Origin of the sequence: Paenibacillus silvestris (assembly GCF_009882985.1) — a bacterium.
GTDB lineage: Bacteria > Bacillota > Bacilli > Paenibacillales > NBRC-103111 > Paenibacillus_E > Paenibacillus_E silvestris.
This window is the reverse complement of the sequence record NZ_WTUZ01000001.1, coordinates 174049-199683: the sequence shown is the minus strand read 5'-3', so window position 1 is coordinate 199683 and position 25635 is coordinate 174049. Positions and strand designations below refer to the sequence as shown.

General features: G+C 46.9%; 16 protein-coding genes. 3 read left to right on the top strand and 13 right to left on the bottom strand.

The features are described 5' to 3' along the window. Positions 1–222: 222 nt before the first annotated feature. The 4 genes from GQF01_RS00445 to GQF01_RS00430 form a co-directional block, all read right to left on the bottom strand. A complete protein-coding gene (locus tag GQF01_RS00445) occupies positions 223–669 on the bottom strand; it encodes an oxidoreductase (protein WP_161404706.1) in 447 nt (148 codons plus the stop codon). Positions 670–912: 243 nt separating this feature from the next. Beyond that, positions 913–1437, bottom strand: a complete 525-nt coding sequence (locus GQF01_RS00440; protein WP_161404704.1) for a hypothetical protein — start codon at positions 1435–1437, stop codon at positions 913–915. Between the two features lie 742 nt (positions 1438–2179). Beyond that, positions 2180–3841, bottom strand: a complete 1662-nt coding sequence (locus tag GQF01_RS00435) for a GMC oxidoreductase (protein WP_161404702.1) — start codon at positions 3839–3841, stop codon at positions 2180–2182. Between the two features lie 62 nt (positions 3842–3903). Further along, positions 3904–4623: a ThuA domain-containing protein gene (locus tag GQF01_RS00430; protein ID WP_161404720.1), complete on the bottom strand. Its 720-nt coding sequence runs from the start codon at positions 4621–4623 to the stop codon at positions 3904–3906. 132 nt (positions 4624–4755) lie between these two features. Between GQF01_RS00430 and GQF01_RS00425 the strand changes: the two genes are divergently transcribed. Further along, positions 4756–6414 (top strand): GMC oxidoreductase, encoded by a 1659-nt coding sequence (locus GQF01_RS00425; protein ID WP_328803369.1) that lies wholly within the window; start codon positions 4756–4758, stop codon positions 6412–6414. 374 nt (positions 6415–6788) lie between these two features. Here the strand turns inward: GQF01_RS00425 and GQF01_RS00420 are convergent, their stop codons facing one another. The 6 genes from GQF01_RS00420 to GQF01_RS00395 form a co-directional block, all read right to left on the bottom strand. Continuing rightward, the gene (locus GQF01_RS00420; RefSeq protein WP_161404700.1) at positions 6789–9095 is read right to left on the bottom strand and encodes an AraC family transcriptional regulator; all 2307 of its coding nucleotides are present in this window, start codon (positions 9093–9095) and stop codon (positions 6789–6791) included. Positions 9096–9289: 194 nt separating this feature from the next. After that, positions 9290–10804 carry an extracellular solute-binding protein gene (locus tag GQF01_RS00415; protein WP_161404698.1) on the bottom strand — a complete coding sequence of 505 codons (1515 nt, stop codon included), beginning with the start codon at positions 10802–10804 and terminating at the stop codon, positions 9290–9292. An 89-nt stretch (positions 10805–10893) separates the two neighbouring features. After that, a complete protein-coding gene (locus GQF01_RS00410; protein ID WP_161404696.1) occupies positions 10894–11775 on the bottom strand; it encodes a carbohydrate ABC transporter permease in 882 nt (293 codons plus the stop codon). Positions 11776–11792: 17 nt separating this feature from the next. Continuing rightward, the gene (locus GQF01_RS00405; protein ID WP_161404694.1) at positions 11793–12752 is read right to left on the bottom strand and encodes an ABC transporter permease; all 960 of its coding nucleotides are present in this window, start codon (positions 12750–12752) and stop codon (positions 11793–11795) included. A gap of 295 nt (positions 12753–13047) precedes the next feature. Further along, on the bottom strand, positions 13048–19650 hold the full coding sequence (locus GQF01_RS00400) for an S-layer homology domain-containing protein (RefSeq protein ID WP_161404692.1): 6603 nt from the start codon (positions 19648–19650) through the stop codon (positions 13048–13050). A gap of 547 nt (positions 19651–20197) precedes the next feature. Further along, positions 20198–21034, bottom strand: a complete 837-nt coding sequence (locus GQF01_RS00395; RefSeq protein ID WP_161404690.1) for an AraC family transcriptional regulator — start codon at positions 21032–21034, stop codon at positions 20198–20200. A gap of 149 nt (positions 21035–21183) precedes the next feature. On the opposite strand from GQF01_RS00395, the gene GQF01_RS00390 reads away from it, so the two are divergent. Further along, a complete protein-coding gene (locus tag GQF01_RS00390; RefSeq protein ID WP_235958664.1) occupies positions 21184–22314 on the top strand; it encodes a glycoside hydrolase family 88/105 protein in 1131 nt (376 codons plus the stop codon). A 175-nt stretch (positions 22315–22489) separates the two neighbouring features. On the opposite strand, the gene GQF01_RS00385 is transcribed toward GQF01_RS00390, so the two are convergent. Further along, positions 22490–22849 (bottom strand): ABC transporter ATP-binding protein, encoded by a 360-nt coding sequence (locus GQF01_RS00385; protein ID WP_328803368.1) that lies wholly within the window; start codon positions 22847–22849, stop codon positions 22490–22492. 53 nt (positions 22850–22902) lie between these two features. On the opposite strand from GQF01_RS00385, the gene GQF01_RS00380 reads away from it, so the two are divergent. Then, positions 22903–23403, top strand: a complete 501-nt coding sequence (locus GQF01_RS00380) for a Rossmann-fold NAD(P)-binding domain-containing protein (protein ID WP_235958662.1) — start codon at positions 22903–22905, stop codon at positions 23401–23403. A gap of 356 nt (positions 23404–23759) precedes the next feature. On the opposite strand, the gene GQF01_RS00375 is transcribed toward GQF01_RS00380, so the two are convergent. Together GQF01_RS00375 and GQF01_RS00370 are read right to left on the bottom strand one after the other, a co-directional pair. After that, complete coding sequence (locus GQF01_RS00375) at positions 23760–24350, bottom strand: NAD(P)H-dependent oxidoreductase (protein WP_161404686.1); 591 nt, start codon at positions 24348–24350, stop codon at positions 23760–23762. 245 nt (positions 24351–24595) lie between these two features. Next, positions 24596–25522 carry an AraC family transcriptional regulator gene (locus GQF01_RS00370; RefSeq protein WP_161404684.1) on the bottom strand — a complete coding sequence of 309 codons (927 nt, stop codon included), beginning with the start codon at positions 25520–25522 and terminating at the stop codon, positions 24596–24598. Between the last annotated feature and the right edge of the window lie 113 nt (positions 25523–25635).

The window sequence follows — 25635 nt, the reverse complement described above, 5'->3', positions numbered from 1 at the left end:
ACTTTTGACTCCTTCAGTACCATTCTGATACCTTTGAATGGCCTTCAATTTCTCATCTAAACTGAAATTAGACAAAAAAACTGCACCTCCATTGTTAGTGGTGTCTAACAAATGGGGTGCAGTTCACGTTTGTGCCGGCTGCCGTGATGTCGTCATTGAACTATCGTTCTTCGTTTAGTATTACTCTGAAATCCTTCCCCTTGTCCCCCTATAACCAAGAAATCATTGAATTCCTGCTGTTCTGAAAGTATCATTTATCACTCTCTTATAGTTATCCCACTTGAAATAAAAGGGGCCAATATTTATACTTTTAGCGCTGGGCTCCACTTTAAAATCTTGCCATATAATAATATCGTTTTCCCTCTGGATATAAACAGAAATAAATCCACACTCCTCGTCCCCGCACCATGGACAAACAAGCATTGGATATCGAAAGTATAAATATTCATGTTGTTTATTTAATAGGAAATAATCTATCATGTTTCTTTGATGTTCTTCACTCCCCCACCCAAGAGATGGAACCATATCATGCTTTCTAAGCATTTGGTATAGCGATCTACCATCGATAATTAAGTCAGCAAATTTAGTGTTTTTATTCCCATCTTGATTCGGGTCAAACTCATCATATCGACTTGCAGGTCTAGTCTCTAGGTAATTTAAGATTTTCATATTATTATTATTCCTTTACATTATTTACTTCTTTTTTGTATCATTACAAATTGGTCACCTATTCCGTAAAGACAGTGTAGCTCCACAATGAGATGTGCAAACGCCACGTATTAACAACCTACTTTCTCAAAAACGTTCATGGTTACTAATTCTTGCCCCATTCGAAGTATCCTGCCCGATCGTTGAATAGAAAAGTCGAGCTACTGCCTCGGCACACTACTCCACTCTCGTTACCCGTTTCAATCATCTAACTTCAATAGCAAAAACTGATGATGTATCACCTTTCGAAAATTTACCATCATCGGTAGTCCAGAATGCAAAAATACCGTAGTAATAAACACCTTTTTCTTTTGGAGCACTAAAGGAGCCATACTTCATAGGAATTTTCATTGATTTTTTATCAACAAATTGATGAATATCCAACCCACTAGGTGCTGGTATATTAGCAAACGAAACTTTAATGTCTTCTTCAGGATTTACTGGAGTAGGAATGATCTCTTTTAACATTGCATTACCTCTAACATAATCAGCACATCCTAAATTGCCCCAACAATAACTACTCTGGATAACTCTAATCTGCGTTTTTCCCGAAGTAACACTGGGAAGAGGCGGGAATTCTTTTATTTTTCTAATACCAACGCTACTAGCGTATCCTTCAAATCTTGTATTTGCTACGATATTCCCTGCAAAAGGAGTTAAATAAATGAACACTACCAGTAAAGCTAAAAATCCTGTAACTGATATAATGATTGTTTTTTTGCAACGCATCCCAAGCCCCCCCTCCAAAATTAAATAAAATCATCTATATTAGACGTAATAGCTACATCATTTTGCCTCTTACATCAACGAGGCTGTCAACCGGTGCATGCTGATATGTGCCTCTACTCGTTACTATTTATAGCCTTTTCCGCAAGAAATACCTCATCCTTTTTGACATAGATGTCGTACTGGCAGTTACCGTTGGAACCTATTGTATCTGTGCCGTTACTTGTTATCCGGCTACGATAGGAAACGCCATGACCTTTTAAATTATTTACCGCATCATAATATTTCGATTGATTAAATGTAGTAAAAATTAGACGCCTATGCTTGGAAAATAGAAACATGATTATATTTAAAATGAGTTGCTCGATATTCCCCATAATCATCATCATCCCCCTAAACTGCGTTGTTTCCAGTCGATTTTTCTAGGCAGGGATCATTTTCATTTATTATTACATAATAATTAATTATAATTGGTTCTCTATTAGGTATGGTTTCGTGAAACTTTAATTAAAACCACCTCTAATTTAGACGATCAAAACTTTTAAATGTTCCATTATTTAACAATATTTTCCTTATTTCTTCCATTATCTGTTACTTTAAAGGAATAGGGAGCAGTTGCCGCGGCAATCTGCTCCCTGGTTAAATTCATTCACATTACTCTTAAGCTCCATAAAATCTCTTATATAACCAATTTCCTTTTTATATCCTTATCTGGCTCGACATACGGTATCTTTCTCATTTCGTTTTAACCTGAAACGGCTCCTTGTCTAGCAATATGATCAGCTGTACGAATCGCAAGCGCGACCGTCGTCAATGTTTGATTCTCAGCTCCGATGTAAGGCAAAGCACTATTATCGGCCACATAGAGGCCAGAAACACCATGAATTTGACCGTAAGGATTCGCTACGGAGGTATTGGGATCATCTCCGATTCGGCATGTGCCTGAGTCATGATGCAAATCACCGAGCGGAGTCAGGCAAATTGGCGGTCTCCCGTTCTTGGTAACCAAACGGACGCCCGTAGCTTTGGCAATGCGCTTTATCCCTTCCGTCATTTGACCGACGACGCTCCAATCTGCCTCGCTTAAGGAAAAATGAACCTTGATTTCTGGGACGCCGTACTCGTCAATTTTGTGCGGATTCAGCGTAATCCGATTGTCGAATCTCGGTTCGACTTTACCGTACCCATAGAAGTTGACCGTGGTTTCTCCTGATAAGGGTCTTTCAACGCTAGTCGGATACCAGTAGAAGGCTTCGGGCCCAGTCATTAATACGGAATAAGGAGTATCCGGTTGCTGCGGTATCATAACATTCAACGGACCCCAAGGAATAGGAAAATCAGCAGTTGATATCGATCCTGTTGCTTGCACGAAAGTTTGATTCGTCAGAAAGTGTCCCAATGACCGGTGCTGAAATCCCGAATGCAAGAGCAGTCGGGGCGTCTCGAACGTACTCGCGCTCAAAACAACGGTTTTGGCCTTTAGGGTATAAACGGTTTTATCCGGTGAAACGACCGTAACTCCAGTGACTTTACCATTATCTTGAAGAATCTTTGTGGCGCGTGCGTTGATCGCCAAATCGAATGGCCTCTGATTCAGAGCTCTGGCAAGTAGGGAAATGGAACTCGTAAACATGTCGGTATGGATTTGTCCGAGAGACTGAGGTACAATATCAGCCGCAATCGGAAGAGGAGCCGCTTTCGAATAACCGCGCAACCATAACCGCTCCAGTAAAATCTTCGTGAACGATGCTCCTTCGGCGAAGGCACCTGTGACATTCATGACTTCCTCAGCAATTCCGTAATAGCTTTCCATCTCATGGACAGGTATGGGCCACTTCGCCAGATCCCATTCATGTAACCGGGGAGTAAACGCATACCAGAACAACGTTCTGCCACCCAACGCGAAAAGCTGTCTGGCCCCCGGATATTCAGGTAAACTGCCAGGCAGCGGCTTGGATAAATAACTAAAATAAGCTACGATGCGATCTTGGTTTAACGTCGACAGGTTTCGAGCATGCGTCGGGATGACCTGATCGCCTCGTTCAATGATGCCGATTCGCTTCTTTTCCTTCTTCCATTGTTCGCAGAGTCTCCAGAGCACAGATCCTCCTCCGGCTCCCGTGCCAATGATGAGAACATCATATTCTTGTTGAACCATCTCGGAGAGCGGCGTGAGGGGGATCCAGTTGTTCAGCGTTTCTACTGGTGCAACTGGGCATGTCGGTAAGGAACCAACTGTTGAAGCTCTCGATGCTGTTTCGGAAGGAAGATAGACCGTTACGCCGGTGATGTCAAGATCCGGATGTGGAATATGCGGATTGAGCACAATGAGCTCCTCAATGGATAAAGCGTTTTTCACCGCAACAGCTCTCAGTGTTTCTTGCTTGTTAGAGACCCATATTTTCAAAGGTTCTCACTCCCCATCCGGCCTAGTCTTGTAACTTAACACTTCATCAGTTGAACTTGTTATCAGAAGGTTACGAATGGCGCTGTGTTGCCGAAAGTCGGCGCAGTTCCATGAGCGGATGCCGCCCAACGCACCGCATTGGCGATTACCAGCAAAATTTGTTTATGATAATAGGTTGGATAAGCTTCATGTCCAGGTCTGAAGTAAAATATTTTCCCAAGACCGCGCGTATAAGCACACCCACTTCGAAACACTTCACCACCTTCGAACCAGCTTATAAACACAAGCTCATCTGGCGCCGGAATGTCAAAAAACTCCCCGTACATTTCCTCCGGTCTGAGATCGATAAACTCACCGATGCCTTGCGTAATCGGATGGGCAGGATTGACAACCCAAAGAAGTTCCCTTTTCGCATCTTCCCGCCATTTTAAGTCACAGCTGGTCCCCATTAATCTCTGAAATATTTTGGAACGATGTCCGGAGTGAAGAACGATCAAACCCATTCCCTCCAATACCCTTCTTTGGATGCGTGTGACGACTTCATCAGACACCTGATCATGCGCTAGATGACCCCACCAAATTAGCACATCAGTTGCCCTAAGTACCTCTTCGGTCAATCCATGCTCTGGCTGTTCTAGGGTAGCCGTTCCAATCTGAAACCCATACTCCCCAATGCCCTGTGCAATTGTATGATGAATACCATGAGGGTAAACAGAAGCGATCTTAGAGTCCGTTCTCTCATGAATAAATTCATTCCAGATCATTACGCGGACCGGTCTCATTCCATACATCCATCCATTTCCAATTAATGTTCTCACCAAGAGTCCCTCCCAGCTTAAATACCCAATGTGCGACATAAACATTTCAGCGCCAATCATATATTGAATTGAATGTTATTGGAGGATGTGAGCTGATTGAAAATTTATGTAGCTGACCGCGGTGATACCTTAAGTAAATTGTCCAGCCATTTTCAAATTGCAATGGAACAGTTGCTCGCAAGCAATCCACACATAACCAATCCCTTTATGGACCTTTCCGGGCTGCATATAAACTTATCTTCCACAAGTGAACGGAACCTGGTCAATCGAATTAATGCTGCTTTCTGCCCTCCTGTTCACGAGCAATTCTTTATGCCGCATTGGATTCCGCTCACACCCATTAAACAAATGGCTGCAACTGAATACGATGTTCTTGTTGTTGGATCTGGCGCCGGAGGAGGCGCGGCACTCTGGCGCTTAAGCCAACAGTTGGAACATGCGGGAAAGCGGATTGGGATCATTGAAAAAGGAGATCTCTTCCTACCCACGCATGCCGCAAATATAGCCACAATTAACGGAGATAATTTCAGATTGTATGCGCCTCCCCAAATAACGGATCCGATCGGGAACAGGCTTCCGCAGTTTCCTGGCATGAAGCTCGTTTATGCGCTTGGCGGTAGAACCTTGTTGTGGGGAGCGATCTCTCCTCGCATGGCCGCATTAGAATTGGCAAACTGGCCTGTTCCCCTTGAAGAAATGGAAACCTATTACAATATCGCCGAAGAGGTTATGAACGTAACAACCTCCTATACGAAAGGTTCATCCATCACACAAATCCTTCTCCAGCGGCTGCGGGATAATGGTTTCCACACAGCTGACGATATTCCTATCGCTGCTGATCTTGACGAAACGCGGTACGGGAAGCTGCATGCTAATGTGTTTTTCAGCTCCATCGTTTTTTTAGCCAAAGCGTTAAGCCATCGCGCCTTCGACTTAGCCGTTAATAGCTATGTGACGGAAGTTGTGACGGATGGCGGAAGAACCATTGGCGTTCGGGTGATGACCCCGGATATGGAGTCTTATTTCATAAAAGCAAAGCATGTCATTTTATCAGCCAGTGCCCTGCAGACACCGCGCATTCTGCTTAACTCTAAAATACCTGGGAAGGCAATCGGACATTATTTAATTAATCATTCATACTTGATTGCCACGGCCAATGTAAGCACATTGGGTTTCTATGAGCCTCTAGGGGCTTTGGGCATTATCATTCCTGAATCCCCTGGTCATCCGTATCAGCTTCAGCTTCAAGGACCTGAACAATTTTTTAATTACCAATATGAGAAAAAACCAGTCAAAGATGATTGGCATATCAGCTTTTTTGGTGCTTCCGGCAGGGTTGAATCCAGGTATGAGAACAAGGTCTATATCGACCCGAGTCGGCAGGATCGTTATGGTGTGCCGGACATACAGGTCGATTTCTCATACAGCACGCGAGATGATGCAATTATTCGTCAAATGTACAGCGCTATTGAAAGGGCCTCCACAGCCATGCAGCTTCGGCTAGCCACGTTGAAAGGCTCATTAGCTATATGCTTAATGCCGCCTGGCGGGGATAACCACGAAGCAGGAACATGCCGAATGGGCGATGATCCCTCTACCTCAGCCACAAATCAATATGGTCAAATTCATGGCATTTCAGGTCTATACATCGCTGACAACAGTGTTCTTCCTTCCATGGGTGCAGTGAATCCAACATTGACGACAGTAGCTTTGGCGATCCGAACTGCTGATTACATCTGCAAGCAGATGCTCTGAACCTAGACCCAAGCAATTCGTTTTATTGTCCTTTCCTTACCCCCAGTGTATGCCTAAACAAAAAAAGCAATGACTGAGGCTAGCCTAAACCCCCATAGCCATTAACGCTACGAATTACATAATTTTCCTGTATATTGGCATATTAAATAGCCACACGCCCAGTTTAGAAGGAAACCGACCCATGGATCTACGAAAATTATTCAAAACAACAAAGAGCTGCTTCTTAGCAGCCCCTACGGAATTCAGCTATCGTCTCTCGTTAGATTAATTGGCGGAAGTTTCAAGTTCTTCTGGGGAAGGTGGCTCGAAAATTCGTTTCAAGTTTCGTTGAACTCCCACCATGACAAAGAATATGTGTGTTTTGTGCCAATCTCTCATTTCTGTTGAAACTGCCCCCGATATTGTCCCGGCGTCATGCTGGTAATGCGGCGGAACGTCCGGATAAACGAACTTGTATTCGTATAACGTAGTCGCTCGGCGATCTCGGATACTTTATCCGTCGTTGTCTCGAGCAAGTTTTTCGCAATCGTCATACGGTATTCGACGAGATAATCGACGAAATTAACTCTCGTTTCCTTTCTGAATACCCTACTCAAATAAACGGGATGGAAATTCAAAATAGTAGCGCACATCTCCAGCGATAATTCTTCCTCATAGCGCTCATGAATAATTTTGACCATCTGATTGGCAATACCAACGTATTGCGTATCCTCCCGCTCCGCCAGAAACGCAAACAGCGGATCGAACAGTTGCTGCTTGAACCAGCGCACGATGGCATCTAGCGTCGTCAGCTTCAAGAACTCCTCTACCGTCGCCCCCTCGCCCAACGCTTTTTGTACCGTGCTGCCTTGCTCATGCACGAGCTGATAAATATTGGACACAAGCTGCAGCATCAGCACTGGGTATTCATTAAAATGTACATCTCTCACAACGATCGCTGCAATATATTCGCCGAACAAAGCGTCCGTCTTCTCCCGATTCCCTTGCTTCACGGAATTTACAAGCTGATCCTCCATGAACTTGAGTTGCGCGTAGATGGCAGCCTTCAATTCCTTTCCGCTCTCGATATCCTCCGCATGGATAATCAAATCGCTGCCCAGGCTGATTCTTACCTTCAACGCTTCCAAACTTTCGGTATACGCCTTCATCGCGTCGGTAATATGCACGAAAGGTCTACTGATGCCGATACTGACAGTCAGCTGCAAATATTCGTCCACCTTTGCTTTAATAACGCCGGCTAGTTCATGTAGCTCCTGTTTATGTGAGATCGGATCACTATCCCCTTTTAGGACAAGAAGCGTCACTTGCGACTGGCCAAGCACAATTGGACTGAACGGCCGCTCCTCGCTGACCAGCTCTGCGACGATATTGTTGATGGCGAACAGCAACAACTCGCGATCGTGCTCGCCATAACGCGTACTTTCCAGTGTATCAATCTGCAGCGTCAATACGCCAAGTTTTTTCCACTTCGTAGGCAGCCCATACATCGACGATCGGTACGCATAGTCGCTTTCCGACAATTGACCAGTAAACAGTTTTAGCATAAAAAATTCTTTTAGTTGCGTATATTGTCCACGAATTTGCTGCTGAAGCTGCTGCCCTTTGCTGGACAATTGTCGCAGCCGGTCTTCGATCCACACAAATTCATCCTTACCTTTGCTCGTCGCCGGCCGACTTTCTCCCGAGTACTCCGGCTCAATTTCCCGTGTAAATTCAAATAACCGATGAACAGGCGAATAGATACGGCGGCTTCCGTAAAATCCAAAACTCGCTACAGCCAGCAGAATCAGCAGACAGGCAAAAAACGTAATCCAGCCGATATTGCGCGACTGCTTCGTAATTTCGCTGATCGATACAACCGAAGCGTACACCCAGTTATTGTATGGCGAGACGCGATACGTCACAATCACGCTTTCCCCTCCGCGCTCGATCTCGAAGGAGCCTTGACCCGCCGTAAGCTGGGAAGCTGAAAAAATTTCCCGAGCAATGATGCCACGTTCCGTCTTCCCCACTTCTTCGCTGTACAGGAAGTCATTCCCCTTCTCATCCAGCACCATCATTTCTCCGAAGTTCACCGACTCTGTCAGCAGCTGCTTGATCTCGTTTTCAGGCAGTTCGGTCACAATCAGCCCTTGGGGACGTTCGGCTTGTACGAACGGAATTTTCAGTACCATACGGATAATTCGTTCGGGCAATTGCTCGGGATAAGCCGACTCATTAGCCACCGTTGCTATCCAGTTCAAGCTGTTCGGAAGCCTGGCATATGTCGCCAGCTCATCGTGGTTCAACAAAGACTCAAACGGCTGGAAGGAGCGGAAATTGATCGACCAGCCGCTATTCAAGCTGATTAGATACGCTTCTCTGATACTCCCGAACGACTGCAAGCTGTACAATCCCTGCGACAAATCGCGCACTTGTTGGAAATTATTAGGGGTTAACGTTTCTGTAATCGATTTCAATATTAACGGAGAATTGGCATACTGGACAGCTGACAGCTCCAGCGTCCGCATCACCTGCTCCACCCGCATTTGCGTCTGCAGTAAAATCTGCTCATTGCCCTCCTTGACCTTGTCCTCGATGTCGCCAGAAGCAATGAGGTAAGAAATTACACCTATAAAAATAATGGGTATTGCACCCAAGAGTATACTGAACGTGAGCAGCCGTGACAAAAACTTTGACATGGCGCACCTCCCCTGGTAGCATCTCAGCCAAGCTTCTCTATAATAATTCTCACATGAAAGCGTTTTATGTATAATGGTTTCATTATATCATAGCCTAGAGATGCATAATACGCATACGCGGATTTCAACCTCTTACGTTCATACAAATGCGGCCGCCTCCTCGAGGAGCGCAGCCGCATGGGTAAAGTATGCAATTATTTGGACTCAGTGTAAGAAGCGTTAAGCTCCTCGATAATTTTGTCTCCTCCATTTTTCTGCCACTTCGTCACTTCCGACTGGAAGCCAGCTTCATCCAATTGACCCATAATTAATTTGATTGTTGCGTCGTCAATAATTTTTTTCAACTCGGTCCCGCGAATTGTCAGTGTATCGGAGACTAGAGCTTCCGCCGGGTTGGCTACAACCATCTTGGCATTATCGAGCGTAAGCGCTTCATATTTCTCCCGTAGTGGATCGTTGGCAGCTTTCAGGTTCGTCAGATCGAGGCCGATGATCGAGTCCAGAGGACGAACTTCCTGCTCGAATGCATCTTTCGCTCCCGCGATTTCCTCGAATTTGCCATCTCCCAACAGCTTGTGATGTACGCCCTCAATGCCGACTCTCATCAAGTTAAACACTTCAACTGTGTTCATTTTGTCCATCACGGCAAGAATTTGCTTCAACTCATCTTCCGTTTTGATCGACGTTTTCGGGAAAACGAATATGCCGTTATGCCCCGCCTGCGCCCATACAGCTTCTTTGCCGTCCGGGCCTGCGATGCGGTTGAAAATATCGATTTTAACATTCGGATTAATTTTCGAGCTGTCATTGTACAAATTCTTGCCGTCTACCATATTGCCGACGTACAGCCCTGCCTGACCTTTGGAAAACTTCTCCCATTGCTGCGTTTTGCTCGTCACGGCAAAGTCATCGTTCATCAGCTTTTCCTTGTACAACTTGTTGAAAAATTTCATTGTTTCGATATACTGCGGAAACATAAATTCCGGCACCAACTTGCCGTCCTTCAAGCCCCATTCGTTAGGGGTACCGAAGTAGGAGGATACCGTCTTAAACGCGCCAAACTTCAGATCATTACGTTCTGTCAGGCCAAAAGTATCGTTTTTGCCGTTTTTGTCCGGATCGCTAAGCGTGAACGCTTTCAATACGTTATAGAGATCGTCGATCGTCTTGGGCTGCTGCAGGCCGAGATTGCTCAGCCAGTCCTGACGTACGACAATACCTTGACGCGACAGCGGGCGTTCGCGCGGAATGCCGTACACTTTGCCATTAATTTTTATGTTCCCAAGCGTGGTCGGATTTACTTTGTTCAGGTTCGGATAATCCTTTAGCAGGGGCCCGATCTCCCAGAACATGCCGGCCTTCACAGCACTCTGGAACGAAGACATCTTGATGTCCTGCACCGCTACAATTTTAGTCAGAGTGCCGGACGCAAGTGCCGTATTCAACTTGTCTTCCTTGACCGCATCTGGTACCCATGTAATATCAAACTTGGCGCCAACCTTCTCTTCAATTAGCTTCAGCACCGTATCTTTTGGAACAGATTGTGTGTAGAGCGGCGTTGTCCAGGTAATATTGACAGGAGCGGCGCTGGCGCTGGCCTCGCCTTCCTTTGGCGTTTCCTCTTTCCCCCCGCATGCTGTAGCTATTAGCGAGACTGCAGCGAGAATTGAGACCGTTGATATCCAATTTTTACTTGTCGATTTCTTCATGTTTTAAGACCCCCCATAATAGAATTTGCAAAGCATATATAGTACACCCGCCCTCTGGGGCAGGGATCTACTGAAGTTACCAGGGGGCGTCAGCCCTTGATCGAACCGAGCATTGCGCCCTTGGCAAAGTGTTTCTGCAGGAACGGATACACGATTAGAATTGGCAGTGTCGCAACCACTACAACGGCCATCTTGATCGTATGCTCCGGCGGAGGCACAAAATCTCCGCCCAGCTCCGAGGTATCTGCCTGCAAACCGCTGGAGACGATAACAATTTGTCTTAACAGTACTTGGATCGGCCATTTTTCAGAGTCGTTGATATACAATACCGCCTGCTGGAACATGTTCCAGTACGACACTGCATAGAATAGCGAGATCGTCGCGATGGCGGGCAGACACAGAGGCAGGACAATCCTCCATAGGATGCCGAAATCGTTGCAGCCGTCAATCTTGGCCGATTCCTCCAGCCCGTCGGGAATGTTCTGGAAGAAGTTGCGTAGGATAATCAGGTTGAACGCACTGATCGCCGACGGCAGGATCATCGCCGGATACGAATCGAGCAGCCCCATCCACTTGACGACAAGGAATGTCGGGATCATGCCGCCACTGAACATCATCGTAAACACAACGAGGAACATCAGTGTGCGCCGTCCGTACAGATCGCGCCGGGACAATCCGTAAGCCATCATTGAAGTCAGCGTCATGCTGACTAGTGTACCGACGGCCGTTATGCCGATGGACACGAGCAAAGCCTTGAAAATCGTATCCGTTGAAAAGATATACCGGTAAGCATCAAGTGAAAATTTCGTGGGGAACAAGATAAACTGCCTTTGCAACATCTCTTCGACAGTGGCAAACGAACCTGCAACTACATGCACGAACGGCAAGAATGTGATTAGCGCAAAAATCGTCAGCGAACTGTAGATAAAGATGTCGAGCAGGCGGCTGCCAACTGTTTTGTCATGTACCATCCAAACCCGCTCCTTCCTTAATAAATGCCTTCTTCGCCGTATTTTTTGGCGAGCTTGTTGGCGAATACGATCATAATCAGACCTACTACGGCCTTGAAGAATCCGACAGCTGCGCTATAACTGAATTGACCTTGCCGCAAACCGGCCGTATACACGTAGGTATCGAATATTTCCGACACCTCGCGGTTTGCCCCGTTCAGCATCAGGAAGATGTGATCGAAGCCCAACTCAAGGATATCGCCGACCTTCAGAATCAGCAAAACGATGATCGTGCTGCGAATGGCCGGCAGCGTCACATGCCAGAGCTGGCGGAACCGTCCGGCTCCATCCATACGGGCCGCTTCGTAAAGTTGCGTATCGACTGCAGCTATTGCAGCCAGGTAAATAATGGTACCCCAACCCGCTTCTCGCCAGATCACCTGCATCACGTACAGCGGGCGGAACCACGCTTCTTCCGTCAGGAAGCTGATTTTGGCAAAGCCCAGCGAAGCCAGCCATTCATTAATCAAGCCGCCTTGCGTCGTGAACATCACATACGTCAGCGAGACAACAATCGCCCAAGACATGAAGTGCGGAATGTAAATAAGCGTCTGCACCGTGCGTTGAAAATATTTAACCCGCACTTCGTTCAGCATCAGCGCCAACATAATCGGCACTGGAAAGAAAAAGAGGAGATTAAGCACAAATAACATAATTGTATTGCGGAACAGCATCCAGAACGTCGGCTCCCTAAACAGCCGTTCGAAATGCTCTAAACCTACCCATTGGCTGCCCCGAATGCCAAGAAACGGCTGGTAATCCTGGAAGGCAATAATTAGTCCCCACATCGGCAAGTATTTGAAGATGAGGAAATAAATCAACCCCGGAAGAATCATAAGATAAGTCAGTTTGCTTTTCATCAGCTTAGCCCAGACGGAACGTTCCGAGTGGGAGCGGTGCTGCGGCTTTATAACGGATTGTGTGGCCGAGGTGTCCATAACAAGTCTCCTTTCCTGTCCTGAAGTTTGCGTTGCTTGTCGTTGTTTTTAGCATAGGACTCGGTGCAACCGCCAGTCAATCTACAAGATTTAATCTTTAGCGATTCAAGTCTAGGCAAGTAAGCCAAGTTAAAAAAGGAGTATGCGGCGCAAATACCTTACCTGGGCGTCTTGGTTAGATGGAAGATGATCTTTATATATTTTATCAAATTAACGCTGTGGTGCATTGAAATAAATACTTAAAGAAAGACTGCCGAGACTCTCTCGACAGTCTGAGGTGAAATACCACTTTTTTCTATTTCAATGAATCAATCAAAGAAGCAATTTCAGGGTTCAATTTTACGGCGCGAAGCAGTATGGTTAATGCTTCGGCACGAGTCGAGTTTTTGTCTGGAGCAAAGGAACCTTCGCCTACGCCGTTAATGATACCGGCCTTTGCAGCCGCTTCAATCTGGTCTTTATTCCATGATTCGCCGAGATCAGTGAACGCAGTACTGCTTGTTCCTTGAACTGTAGTCAGGTTAATGATTCTGGCGATAATAGCAACCATTTCTGCACGTGTGATGTTAGCATCAGGTTGGAATGTGCCATCTTCATATCCGTTAATGATACCATTTGATGCAAGTGCCAGGACCGCTTCTTTAGCCCAGCTGCCGTTGATATCACTAAACTGAGCGGTCTTTAATTCACCAGTACCGATATTGAAGGTTTTGGCAACGATAGCAGCAAACTCGCCGCGAGTAATTTGAGCATCCGGCTTAAATGTACCATCCTCGTAACCATTAACGACACCGAGTTTCGAGAACACATAAATACTTTCAGCTGACCAATGATTGAGCGCATCTTTGAACGTTACAGATTCATGGGAAGATCTTATTTTTTCTTCCAGAATCTCCTTCAATAAGGTAACCGACTCAGGTTTGCTCAGATCGAATGCCGGTTTGCCTGGCGTAGTCGTTACCACTGATGACGGTGTTTCCGGTACAGATGGTAATGCTGGCGTTGTCGGTTCTGTTGGTGCTCCTGGGGTAGATGGTGATGCTGGCGTTGCCGGTGTTGAAGGTGTATCCGAAGGACCAGAGGAGTCATCATCGGAATCATTCCCATCTGTCATTACCGTCATGCTCAGCCCACTGGTAGACCAGTTGCCTGCCGAATCCCCTGCCTGTACGGTGAAGGTATAGATGGTTCCGGCTGCAAGACCTGTTACATTATAGCTATATACTCCACTCGTTACTGTTGTAAGAGGTGTTGATCCAAGGTATACCTTGTAAACCGTTACTCCTACATTGTCTGTTGCTGCGGTCCATGTAAGTGTTGTCCCTGTTCGGGTAGTATCGCTTGCAGTGAGCGTACTTCCTGCAGGCCAAGTCGGTGCTGTCGTATCTGTTGAAGCAAGTGTGTTAACAGTCACCATTTTCGCTTCTGAGAAATTATTCACACTATCTGCAGCCTTTACATGAAAGGTATAGGATGTACCCGCAGTAAGTCCTGTTACTTCATATGAATAAACGTTAGATGTTACTGTCTGCAAAAGAGACGAACCATTATATATGTTGTAGCCGGTTACACCTACATTGTCTGTTGCCGCAGTCCATGTAAGTGTTGTCCCTGTTTGAGTAATGTTACTTGCAGTGAGCGTACTTCCTGCAGGCCAAACCGGTGCTGTCGTATCTGTTGAAGTAAGCGTGGTAAAATTAACTATTTTTGCTTCTGAGAAATTATTTCTACCATCTACAGCCTTTACACTTAAGGTATAGGATGTACCCGCAGCGAGCCCTGTTACTGCATATGAATATACATCTGATGTTACTGTCTGCAAAAGGGACGAACCATTATAAATGTTGTAACCGGTTACACCTACATTATCTATTGCTGATGGCCATGTAAGTGTTGTCCCTGTTTGGGTAATGTTGCTTGCAGTGAGCGTACTTCCAGCAGGCCAAACAGGTACAGTCGTATCTGTTGAAGTAAGTTCGGAAGCTTTTACACGCACGTTGTGCAGCATGACGGTGTTATTGGTACTTGTGTTGCCATATTCGTAAGAGGAGTTGCCAGAGTTGTTAATGCGGATACCGAAGCCGCCGAGCATGTTATTACCCAAAGCTCCTGTATTATCCGTCCACGAGATGTCAACCGAATTAGGCAGATTTTGTTCGATTTGCAGCGGCGTCTTCTCGGACAGCGTCGTGGCCTGTACGCGAAGGGTGCTGCCTGTAATGGAAACGGTCATGGTGCTCTTCGGCATAAACGCCACTGTCTTAAGGGGCTCGCTCAAAGGTGTCTGACCGGTGCCATCATATTTATACAGCGTCCATAACGTAGCGTTAGAGCCGGCGGCAGCTGTGCGTTCTACACGCAGGCCGTATCCCTTGCGGGTCGCCGGATCATATTTCACATAGATATCCATGAATTGGCCGTTGCCACCGAAGCCCTGGCCCTCTACCTTGCTTGAGGAGTAGTTCAGGGTCAGCGACATGTCGCTGTAGTTGCCGGGTTGTCCGAAAACGAATCTAGTATTCGTACCACCGGAATTGTTCTGAAAGCCCCAAATCTTATCCGTCCCGTTGCTTCCGATTCCCCATCCCCACGGCACTCCTGTACCGCTCAAGCGGTCAAAGAACCATCTGCCCTTCGTGGTGGTATTGTCTTCATTGGTAACATACAAATTTTTAAAGTCAGTGTACAACGACGTTTCCGTTACGTCGTCCGTCGTGACCGCACGCTTGGTGTATATCGTGATGGGGGCGCCGGCGGAGCTGAACTCGTACTTCGGTGTGATAACGGCGCGCAGATAGTAACCTACGTCATACTTATTAACAGCGTAGTTTTTATATGGTTCGTCTACGAAGAATCCGTTAGCGTCGTTGCGCATCGTGCCGATATGAATGCCGTTTGTAGTATCGGGCCCCATCTCGCGGTACCATTCGATGACGGAGGTATCCTTGTATCCGAGCTGATTCAGCGTGTAGCTGAGCGATGCAAGGTTCTCGCTGATATCGATTGCGGGCGCCGTAACTACGGGCGCGGGGACAGCCGTCGGGCGGATGTACAGCGTCGCGCCTCCCGAGATACCGCTCGGAAGCGTGCCTGTCACAATCGTCTTAACAATAGCGCCCGTATTGTTGGGCTTGGCGGTTAGTGTAATTACGCCAGTCGCAGCGTCGACCGTGCCGTCCAAAAGATTGGTATCGTACGACCAAACGGTATTTTTTACATCGACGGAATCCGCCGGAGCTGGGGCGGGAGTCAAAACAGCCCTGTTGGTGTTGTCTGTTTTGTCGGAATACATGGTTTTACCCGTTGCGCCGACTAAGAATCGATATGGCAGGTGGGCGTAAGGCACCCACTCAGCATTGTACTGGCCTTTAGGGTCCCAACCGTCATTACCCTTTAGGAGGTTATACACGTTGTATTCCTCGCCGACCTTGAAAGCGTTAAGGGCGTTCCCAGTAAGCGTGACAGAGGTTTGCGGCTGGGACGGGCTAATTACGAGCGGCGTATGTCCTTCGCCGATTGTGTTGTTCGACACAAAATGGCGGGCGTCCTCGCGCACCACGTTTTCCCACTCGACAGATTCGATCCGGCCGGTGAACTGGGTATCGATGATGGCAAAGATACCGTTCGCGTTAGGGCCGATAGCGTTGGACTGCTTGGCAAGGTAAACATCCGTACTGGTCATTTGCGGCATACCGACGATTTTGCTACCCAGCAGGACGTTGATGCCACCGTTACCGGCGCCGCTGACGGACGGGTGATTGCCGAAGAAGTGAAAGGTACTGTTCTCGTACACATTGACACCACCGGCGAAAATAGAGTCGTCTGTTAATTGGAGAAAGCTGTCTAAGAAATACGCACGAGTTGGCGCAAGGCCAAGCATCATGTTCAAATAGCCAACGAATCGCGTGTTTTTAAAATACAGCTTGTCTGGCGCACCCGTGCCGTTGGCTCTCGTTAAAACCTCGGCGTGGTTTTTGGAGTCTATGCGCTTCTTTATATTTTGTGAAGGATCGCGCGGGTAAACCAAATCCTCCTGTGCGTAGTTGGCGATTGTGATGTTCTCGCTGTGGAAGCCTGAGGAGATGCCAAGCGAATACCAGCTGCCGCTCGCGCCTAAGCCGGTCTCGCCCCCCTCGCCTCGGTTACCGGCGATGATCGTGTTTGTAGCATCATCGGTAAGGCCGATGAGAGAGATGTTTTCCCCCAAAATGCTGAGGCCGATATTCGGACCTGCAATCACGCCGCCTTCCCGATAGGTCAAGTCCGTCCAGTACACGCCTGGGGCAACGTACACCGTCGTGCCTTCAGGCAGCGTCAGCTCGCGCTGGTTTGTGGAAAGCGTTCCCAAGGTCTGCAGCGTTGCCGCGACGTAAGGACTTTCAAGCTCTTCAGCTGAGGCGTAGGCGTTCAGCAGGCGATGCTTCTCGTCCACCTGGACCCACTTTGCGTGCAGCACCATAGAACCGGCTACTTTTTCATTCAAAAAGTCCCACATATGGACGCTGGTGTTTTTATCCGTGTACCAGCCCACAAAAACCCAACCGTCCTTTTTAGGACGTACTGGAACTGTGATGGAGTCGCCGACATGCACGCGTTGCGGATCGACCGCGCTACCGCCGTCGGTGTCAAACGTTACCAACTGGTCATCACCTCTTATCGCATAGATAGTAGACCAATCACTTTCTCCAAAGGAATTGACCGCCTTTACCCTAAAGGCATATGTTGCCTCCCTACTGTCTGCCTGTGCCAAAATCGCTTTAAAGTTGGCGAATTGGTCAATATTCTGAGTGATAAAGGTAGTTGGTCTGGAACTCGCTTCAACGGTTCCAATTGTTTCCCAGTTGTTACTTCCCTTATCCCACTGAATTTCATAGTGGTCTGTCGCAACATCATTGGAAACCCAATCAATTGTAAAGGTATCTTTGTAGACAACAATCTTGCCAGGTGAAGGTATAAATGTACCAGCAGCGTCGCTGAAAGCAGAACGCACTTCGTCGTTGATTTTGACGCCTGAAATCGCAGGAGTCGCAGGAGCTGAATCAGGAGCCAATGCAGGCTGTGCGCCGGAATAGGTCTCAATCTCGTGTTTCAATGCTTCCACTTGTTCCGGGGTTCCTGTTGGCCATACGACACTACCAGTTGGTCTAAACGACCAATCCAATTGCGCAGGTGGATTGGTCGTCATAGCCGGATTCGTAGTGGTCGAACCCGCAGCAACCACAACACCAATGTCCAGTTTCGGATCAAAGTTCTCCTGAGAAGCTTCATCAAGAACATTTGGCTGGAGGCTTAGAACAGCAGTCTTAAGGTCCTGAAGGCCTTGATCTGTAAGACCGGACATATAATCTGAGGTATTTCTAAAGCCAGCTATACTACTAGGGAAGTCGCCGTCCGTTACATCCTCTTTGGCGATAATAAAGCCGGGAGCGTCTCCAAAGAAATGGTTAAATCCGGCGTTAGCGGTGCTGGTTTCGCCGGGCCCGGGCATATAATCAATAGCTTGAGAGCCCCTCGCATGGCCCTGGCGGCTTCTAAGGAATGGGAAATTGACGTTTTCAAAGACATTACCTTCCGCCCATACGGTGGAATTGTGGGCCGCGCCAATCCCATAGCCCGTGCTTCTGTCCAAGAGCTGATTATGATATACGGTCCCCTGGACATCTTCATACAGGTTGTTAAACACGTGAATCCTGCCGTTGCGCACACGGGGGGTCCTTTCCGCAGAGCCATCGAACCAGTTGTGATCGATGGTTCCATAGTGATTGCTCATTGAAGTGGTGCCGCCGCCAATCAGCAAGACCTTGCTGCTTTCGACATATTTATTGTAAGAAACCGTATAATTCCTCGCGTGATTGGTTATGTCTGTTGCGCCATCACCCTTCGCCTGGTCAGGGTCTTGATTCAGAGCGAGATGCTTGTTCTGCCCGTATCCAAACGTAGTGTTATGCACCCATACGTTGGAAGCCCTTACAGTCGTACTGGTGCCATTAATCTCTATGGCGTCGTCAAACCACTGGTCGAAGTGGAGGTTGCTGAATACCACGTTGTGGGCGCCGCTGGTGCTTATCCCCCAGCCGAAGATCGTCGCGTCGGGGCCAATGCCTTCCAAGGTTACATTGCCGTTGCCCTGGCCGACCTGAATCATACGGTTGGCGTTTAACCCCGGAGGTCCTACCGTGCCGGAATTGGCAACAGTTGAGTTGACCGTTTTAAAAGAGCCGACAGTACCTAAGAAGCGAATGACAAGAGGTGTTCTCGCATTTGCAGTAGATCCTCTATTTGCTGAAAATACATTCGCTGGAAGGGTTTCCCCCATATTTTCATGGGTTACATAGATTATTTTAGCACTGGGATCCTCTCTGCCATCCGGCAAATATCCGCCTATGGCCCCATTGAGAGCAAAATTGTGGCTTCCTTCGAAAGTATTTGCGTTGGAAGGCACAAACGCTGCACCATTACGCGGGAAAGACCACGTTTCAAGTTCAGTGAATGTGTGAAGAACCGTCATGCCGTCAGTCGCCCTAACTTGGATTTCGTATTCTCCTCTGGGAAGACCAGGAATATCCACACGCCAGATGTTGCGGGCTGGATCCACCTTACGGATAAGCTGAGCGTCCACTTCTTTCCAATCCTTAAGCCAGCCTGCGATTGGGCTGTTATCTCTCCAGTCATAAGCGCCCAAAGTTCTGACGTAAGCCCGGTATCCGCTAACCGATTTACCTGCCCAAGTGGCGTAAGCGGTTTCAAACCAAGTACCTGAGCGCATAGTACCTGTGGTCACAGCCCTTGTGGACTCAGCGACATCGTCGCCTTTCTCAGCAAACGCGATTGTTGGTAACATGCTTATCACAAGAAGAACGCTGATCAGAAAGTTGACTACTCTCTTTGCTTTAATCATACATACACCTCTTATTCTGATATACTTTGATGGCTGCACTTCACACCCACAGTAATAAACACTTTGAAAAAAAGGCGGCAAGCATTGCAAACACCAGAGTGGTATTTGCACGCTTCTTCAGTGAAAGCCTCTTCGTGTAAAGACTCCCTGCAATCGATTTTTTCGATTCGATCAATGAACTAATAACGAGCAACAGCATCCCCCTTCTCAGGAATAATGAAAACACTTACATGGATAAATATATTGGGCTAGTTCATTGCAAACAATATACATTTATTAACCTTGATCCATATGGAACAGATTGCGATCCGGACAGCTTGAGAACCTACTAAATGTAATCCACATACCAGAATCCCTCCCCTAATGATTACCTGGTATACGATGCTGTATCTTGACAATCTCAATAACTGAAAAAACTCCAACAGCCAAGAACATAGATATACGGTGCGCACCAAAAAGGGAGTGTCGGAAAATAGCTTGATTTTAGCTATTTCTGACACTCCCTTGAAACCGAAGATGGATATCATATCCATAGATTTTACTAACACTACTTATTCTTTCTGTAATATAACGGGGCATGTCTCGTAACTGACTTAAATACACGCCCGAAATGTGTAACACTACCGAAGCCGACTTTCTTGCCAATCAGGCTGACTTTCATGGAGGTTCGTTCAAGAAGCTTCTTTGCCTCCTTGACCCTGACACTGTTCAAATACTCCACGAACGTAAAACCTGTCGCTTCTTTAAAAAAACGACTTAAATAATAAGGGCTAACATAAAATTTCTCTGCAAGCAGATGAAGCGATAACTCCTGCATATAGTAATTGTTGATATAACGGACAACTTCCGAGATTCTTTCATGCATGGAGCTAGGAGATTCCATCGTTTCTATGCTGTTTTTTATGACATGCCGGCAGCAAATCATGAGCATCTGCAGCACCAAAGTCTGTGCATACATTTCGAAGCCCATCTTCTTCTCCTGCATCTCCTGCCTGATACTTTGCCCAAGCGCCTCGATGGCAAGCTTATCATATAGAGAACATTTCACAATGAGATACTCATTTTCAAACATCGGTTGCAAAATGTCTCTATACAAAGCATTCACCGAGGCCATATAGTTCTCATGAATATTCACGATGAGCCGTTCATGCTTAGGCATTTCCGTATTGGTTGTCCTATGCAAAATATTCGGAGAGATAATGATGACATCCCCCTCGTTGATCACGATCGTTCTATCCTTAATAAAGAATTCCCGTTTGCCGGATATCAAATAGAAGACTTCAAATGTACTATGAAAGTGACTGATCGGCATATGATGACTCAATGCTTTCCTATAAGATACCGAGAAGGTACCTTCTCGGTTATCGAATTGAAAATCGCCCATTTTGTGCTCTTCCTTTCATTCGATTTGCCATTTATTATACGCCACTATTTATTTACTACAAGATATAAGAAGAATGAAATAGTTTCAGCAAAAAATGTACATATTCCTTTGCTAAGATAGACTTATTACGAGAAGGAGGAATGAACCAAATGAGTTCTTCAGAAGCTAATATGCAGACCAAACATACAGAAAAAGAGGCACGAACCCCCATTCAATGGGCAGAGAAGGCCTGCGAGGCATTAATGGTCAAATTTGAGCCTGAATATTTACCACCGGATAGGTTCCACTATCATCAAGGCGTCTTTCTTTCAGGAATGGAGAAGTGCTGGCGAGAAACCAAAAATAATAAATATTATGACTATATTAAACGGTGGGTGGACAGCCAGGTACTTACGGACGGTAGCATTAAGAAGTACAACCCAGACGAACTGGATGATATTCAACCTGGTGTACTTCTCTTTAACTTGTTAGAACAAACAGGCGATGAGCGGTATAAAGAAGCTCTGTACACACTAGTACCTCTTTTAAAATCATGGAGAACTAATCCATCCGGCGGATTCTGGCATAAGGGACATTATCCGAATCAAATGTGGCTGGACGGGTTGTATATGGCTGGACCGATTGCCGTTCAATTCGGCAAGATCTTCGGTGAGAGTGAATATTTTGACATGATGACCTACCAAGCGATTTTGATGGAGAAGCATACCAAGGACTCTAACACAGGCCTGTTATACCACGGTTGGGATGAAACCAAAAGTGCTGCTTGGGCTGACCCTGCTACAGGCTTGGCACCGGAGTTCTGGGGTCGCGCAATCGGCTGGTACCCTGTCGCTTTGCTTGAGATGTTCGAATACCTCCCTGAGAACCATAAGGATAAAGCACAACTCACTAACATCCTTCAAAACCTGCTCATCGCCTTAACACACTATCAAGATACCGCCACAGGTCTGTGGTATCAAGTTGTTGACAAGGGTGATATGGAAGATAATTGGCTGGAAAGCTCCTGTACAGCCTTGTACGTTCATGCCATTGCGAAAGCAGTACGGTTAGGCTATCTGGACGCAAAGTATTTGGATTATGCCTGGAAAGGCTATCAAGGGGTAATTGATACGCTGAAGTTCGACGAGAACGGTCATGTGATCATCGGCCAGATCTGCATCGGTACAGGGATTGGGGACTACGCCCACTATATCGCCCGTCCGACTAGCGAAAATGATTTGCATGGCGCAGGCGCATTTATTCTCATGTGTGTCGAAATGAGCCTAGTCAAATATCAATAAAATGAATAATTTCAAATCCTTTCTTACAGCGAATCAGGCGTAAAAGAGAATTGAGGCATTCCTATGATAAGGAAAGGACAGGCCGACGATAATTCGACTGTCCTCCCTGCTATTGAATGGCTAAATAAGAGTGGATATTAAAAACCGGAACCCCAACGGAGTCCCGGTCCTCATCCTATCCAACCTCACTCAACTTCCCATCCCGAAAATACACAACCCGCTTCGCCTTCTGAGCAATAGCCAGATCATGCGTAATCAAAACGATCGTCCTGCCCTGCTCATTCAACCTCTTAAAAATCTCCAAAATCTCCGCACTCGTCTTCGAATCCAGCGCACCGGTAGGCTCATCCGCCAGGATAATGGCTGGATCGCCCGCCAATGTCCGGGCAATCGCAACTCGTTGCTGCTGCCCGCCAGAAAGCTCAGACGGCAGATGCTTCCTGCGTTCCACGATATCCACCGCTTCCAGCGCTTTCATGACAAGCGGCTCCCGCTCTTTTCTACTCATCCCTCGATAAATAAGCGGCAGCTCCACTCGAAGGCTCCGGAAAGCCGTTCATTACCACGGCTCACGCAAATGGACATACTGTGGATCATGCAGTGCTCGAAATGGCAGATCGGGGTATTCGGGCATCAATCGTCTCGCTTGCACCATCCGTGCACGGTGCAGGTGATAAGGGCTTTGTGCCAATGATGATCAACATCGCCCGGGCGAAGGGCTTCGCCGCCTACATCGGCGACGGAACGAACCACTGGCCGGCAGTTCATCGCCTGGATGCTGCGGTCCTGTACCGTCTGGCGCTGGAAATCGCCCCGGCGGGCTCACGCCTGCTTGGCGCCGGCGATGAAGGCATTTCGCTCCGAGAGATCGCCGCGGTCATCGCGCGGCAATTGAACGTGCCGGCGGTCAGCATAACACCTGAAAAAGCAACCGCCCATTTCGGCTTTCTTGGCAGAATTGCGGCATTAGACATCACCAGCTTGTATAACACTACGCAAGCAAGCCTGGCAACAAGGGAGCTTCTGGGCTGGATACCGATGCAACCCGGATTGATTGCTGATCTCGAAAAAGGACATTATTTTGCATAAAAAAAGGATGGCGTACCTTAAGTCATAAATGGCTGCTTGGGCCCCCCTATAATTCCTACTACTTAAGCTAATAGTATCTGGCTGGACTATATTGTGCATCATAAGTCAACAATTTTAATAAGTAGGACCGCTCTGGTGACTTCTTCATTTTGAAATCAAAAAATGTTTCCACTTTGACTAACAACCGAAAACAGGCCCGTTAACAGCCTGCCGAATCCGCTTCGACAGGCTGTATCATTGTGGTATCGTTCTGCGTTAGCTCAATAAATTAATTTCTTCTAAAGAAAAATAATGAATCCAAATTAATAAAACAGGCTGCCTGTGTTTGGCAGCCTATACACTTATGTGGTTTGAATTCATTGTGGAAATAGTGAATCAACCTTGTTTTCAACTTCCTTTAGCAGCCCTTTGTAATACGATTCGTCATCGAGGAACCCGATACTACCAAATAATAAATGTCCTACTGGCTCAATACCAACGAAGTCAAAGATACCAATATCAGACGTGATTTTCAATCCATCGGTCATACCAATCTCATTGTAAATCTCTTGAGGAGTACCGTGTGTATTGATAATAAAACCTTTCTTACCTGTCAGCATTTTAATGATGCCTGATTCACCAACACTATAGGCAAAGCCGTAAGAGTACACACGGTCAACATAACCTTTAAGGATAGCGGGGAGCCCCGTCCACCAGATTGGATAAATAAATGTAATTGCGTCCGCTTGGGTGATAAATTCCTGTTCCGTTTTAATATCCTGCGGAGTGTGTCCAGCTCTCATAGCAGCCGTATCCTCTGGTTTTAGCACAGGTTGGAAATTGAGCGAATACAAATCACGCACATTAACCTCATGACCGTTTTGTTTCAATACAGTGATCGTGGTTTCCAATATAGCACGATTAAAACTTTCAGGTTCTGGATGGGCATAGACTACAAGATGCTTCATTCCATATGACCTCCAATCACATTATTTTTCAACATTTCTAAATCATGTTCAAACGATGTGAGCATGATCTATTCACCTCCAAATAATCTAAGTAATCATCCATGTATATTCGACAGCACTCGTTAGAATCCTTCCATTTTGTTCCATATGGCTGCTCTTTAGTTGAGAACAGCAGCCGATCGATCGTCTGTCAGAAACGATTTGGAAAACGCGCCGATTCGAAGCGGCTAACTGTCCATCCGGCATTACCCTTTCCGCGGGGGCAGACCGCCTTCATGGATAGTAACCCGAATATGTCTCAGCGGCGAAAGACCGAACAATCTCTTGTACTCGCGGCTAAATTGCGTTGAGCTCTGGTAACCGACCTGCAGCGCCGTTTCCGTTACGTTGGCGCCATCAAGCAGAAGCCTGCGCGCTTCCTGCAGCCGAAGCCGCTTTTGGTACTGCAGAGGAGCCATGGAGGTTACTTCTTTGAATTTATAGTGCAAATTTGAGATGCTCATATTCCCGAGCTCGGCCAGTTCCTCGATCGTTAAGGGACTGTCGAAGTTACCCTTGATCCAGTCGATCACTTTCCCGATCCCGGAAGCATCTTGATGTAATAACATGTTTTTGTAAAAGAGCGGCCCTTCTTCGCCGTCCAACAAGCGATAAATAATTTCCCGCTTGATGGCCGGAGCGAGGTATTCGGCAGCCCGGGCGTCCAACGATAGACGGAGAAGCTTCTCAAAACCTTCAAGCACCTCCAAGCAGGGCTTCCCTACGAAGAGACCCGGTTGCAATCCCGTTTCCGGACGGAGATCCAAGTTGGCTTCCGATGCGACGGCAGCCACTTCGCCCGGGGTAAGATCAATCCGTAAGGCGATATATGGCGATTGGGACGAAGCGATCGTCACCTGACCGTTGACCGGCATATCTATGCTTGCGGAAAGAAAATCTCCTGCCGTATATTCTATTTCTTTAGCCCCTATCTGCAGCCTCTTCCTTCCTTGCAGAACGATACAAAGGGAAGGCTTGAGAACGCCATGGGATAACAAAGTAGGACCGCTTTCCTTTAACACGGCAAGAAACGGGATCGCCGTCCGCGAAGCGCCCGAAGCCAAAGGGATTTTTAAACAGGAAGCCAATAGCCGGTCAAGTGTCTCTTTTGCGTCTGTCTGGCGGTTATTCATTGCTTTTTTCCTTCTCCTCTTCGATTTGTCATCTTAGAAAATATTTAAACATGCGAAAATCGGAAAAGCAATGAAGCTCGCCTTCAGGACGATTAGGCAGAAATTACCGGAAG

Excerpts from the sequence above, each read along its gene's own strand:
- GQF01_RS00445 (WP_161404706.1), bottom strand. The coding sequence starts at position 669 with ATGAAAATCTTAAATTACCTAGAGACTAGACCTGCAAGTCGATATGAT.
- GQF01_RS00440 (WP_161404704.1), bottom strand. The coding sequence starts at position 1,437 with ATGCGTTGCAAAAAAACAATCATTATATCAGTTACAGGATTTTTAGCT.
- GQF01_RS00430 (WP_161404720.1), bottom strand. The coding sequence starts at position 4,623 with ATGAGACCGGTCCGCGTAATGATCTGGAATGAATTTATTCATGAGAGA.
- GQF01_RS00420 (WP_161404700.1), bottom strand. The coding sequence starts at position 9,095 with ATGTCAAAGTTTTTGTCACGGCTGCTCACGTTCAGTATACTCTTGGGT.
- GQF01_RS00415 (WP_161404698.1), bottom strand. The coding sequence starts at position 10,804 with ATGAAGAAATCGACAAGTAAAAATTGGATATCAACGGTCTCAATTCTC.
- GQF01_RS00410 (WP_161404696.1), bottom strand. The coding sequence starts at position 11,775 with ATGGTACATGACAAAACAGTTGGCAGCCGCCTGCTCGACATCTTTATC.
- GQF01_RS00405 (WP_161404694.1), bottom strand. The coding sequence starts at position 12,752 with ATGGACACCTCGGCCACACAATCCGTTATAAAGCCGCAGCACCGCTCC.
- GQF01_RS00400 (WP_161404692.1), bottom strand. The coding sequence starts at position 19,650 with ATGATTAAAGCAAAGAGAGTAGTCAACTTTCTGATCAGCGTTCTTCTT.
- GQF01_RS00395 (WP_161404690.1), bottom strand. The coding sequence starts at position 21,034 with ATGGGCGATTTTCAATTCGATAACCGAGAAGGTACCTTCTCGGTATCT.
- GQF01_RS00390 (WP_235958664.1), top strand. The coding sequence starts at position 21,184 with ATGAGTTCTTCAGAAGCTAATATGCAGACCAAACATACAGAAAAAGAG.
- GQF01_RS00375 (WP_161404686.1), bottom strand. The coding sequence starts at position 24,350 with ATGAAGCATCTTGTAGTCTATGCCCATCCAGAACCTGAAAGTTTTAAT.
- GQF01_RS00370 (WP_161404684.1), bottom strand. The coding sequence starts at position 25,522 with ATGAATAACCGCCAGACAGACGCAAAAGAGACACTTGACCGGCTATTG.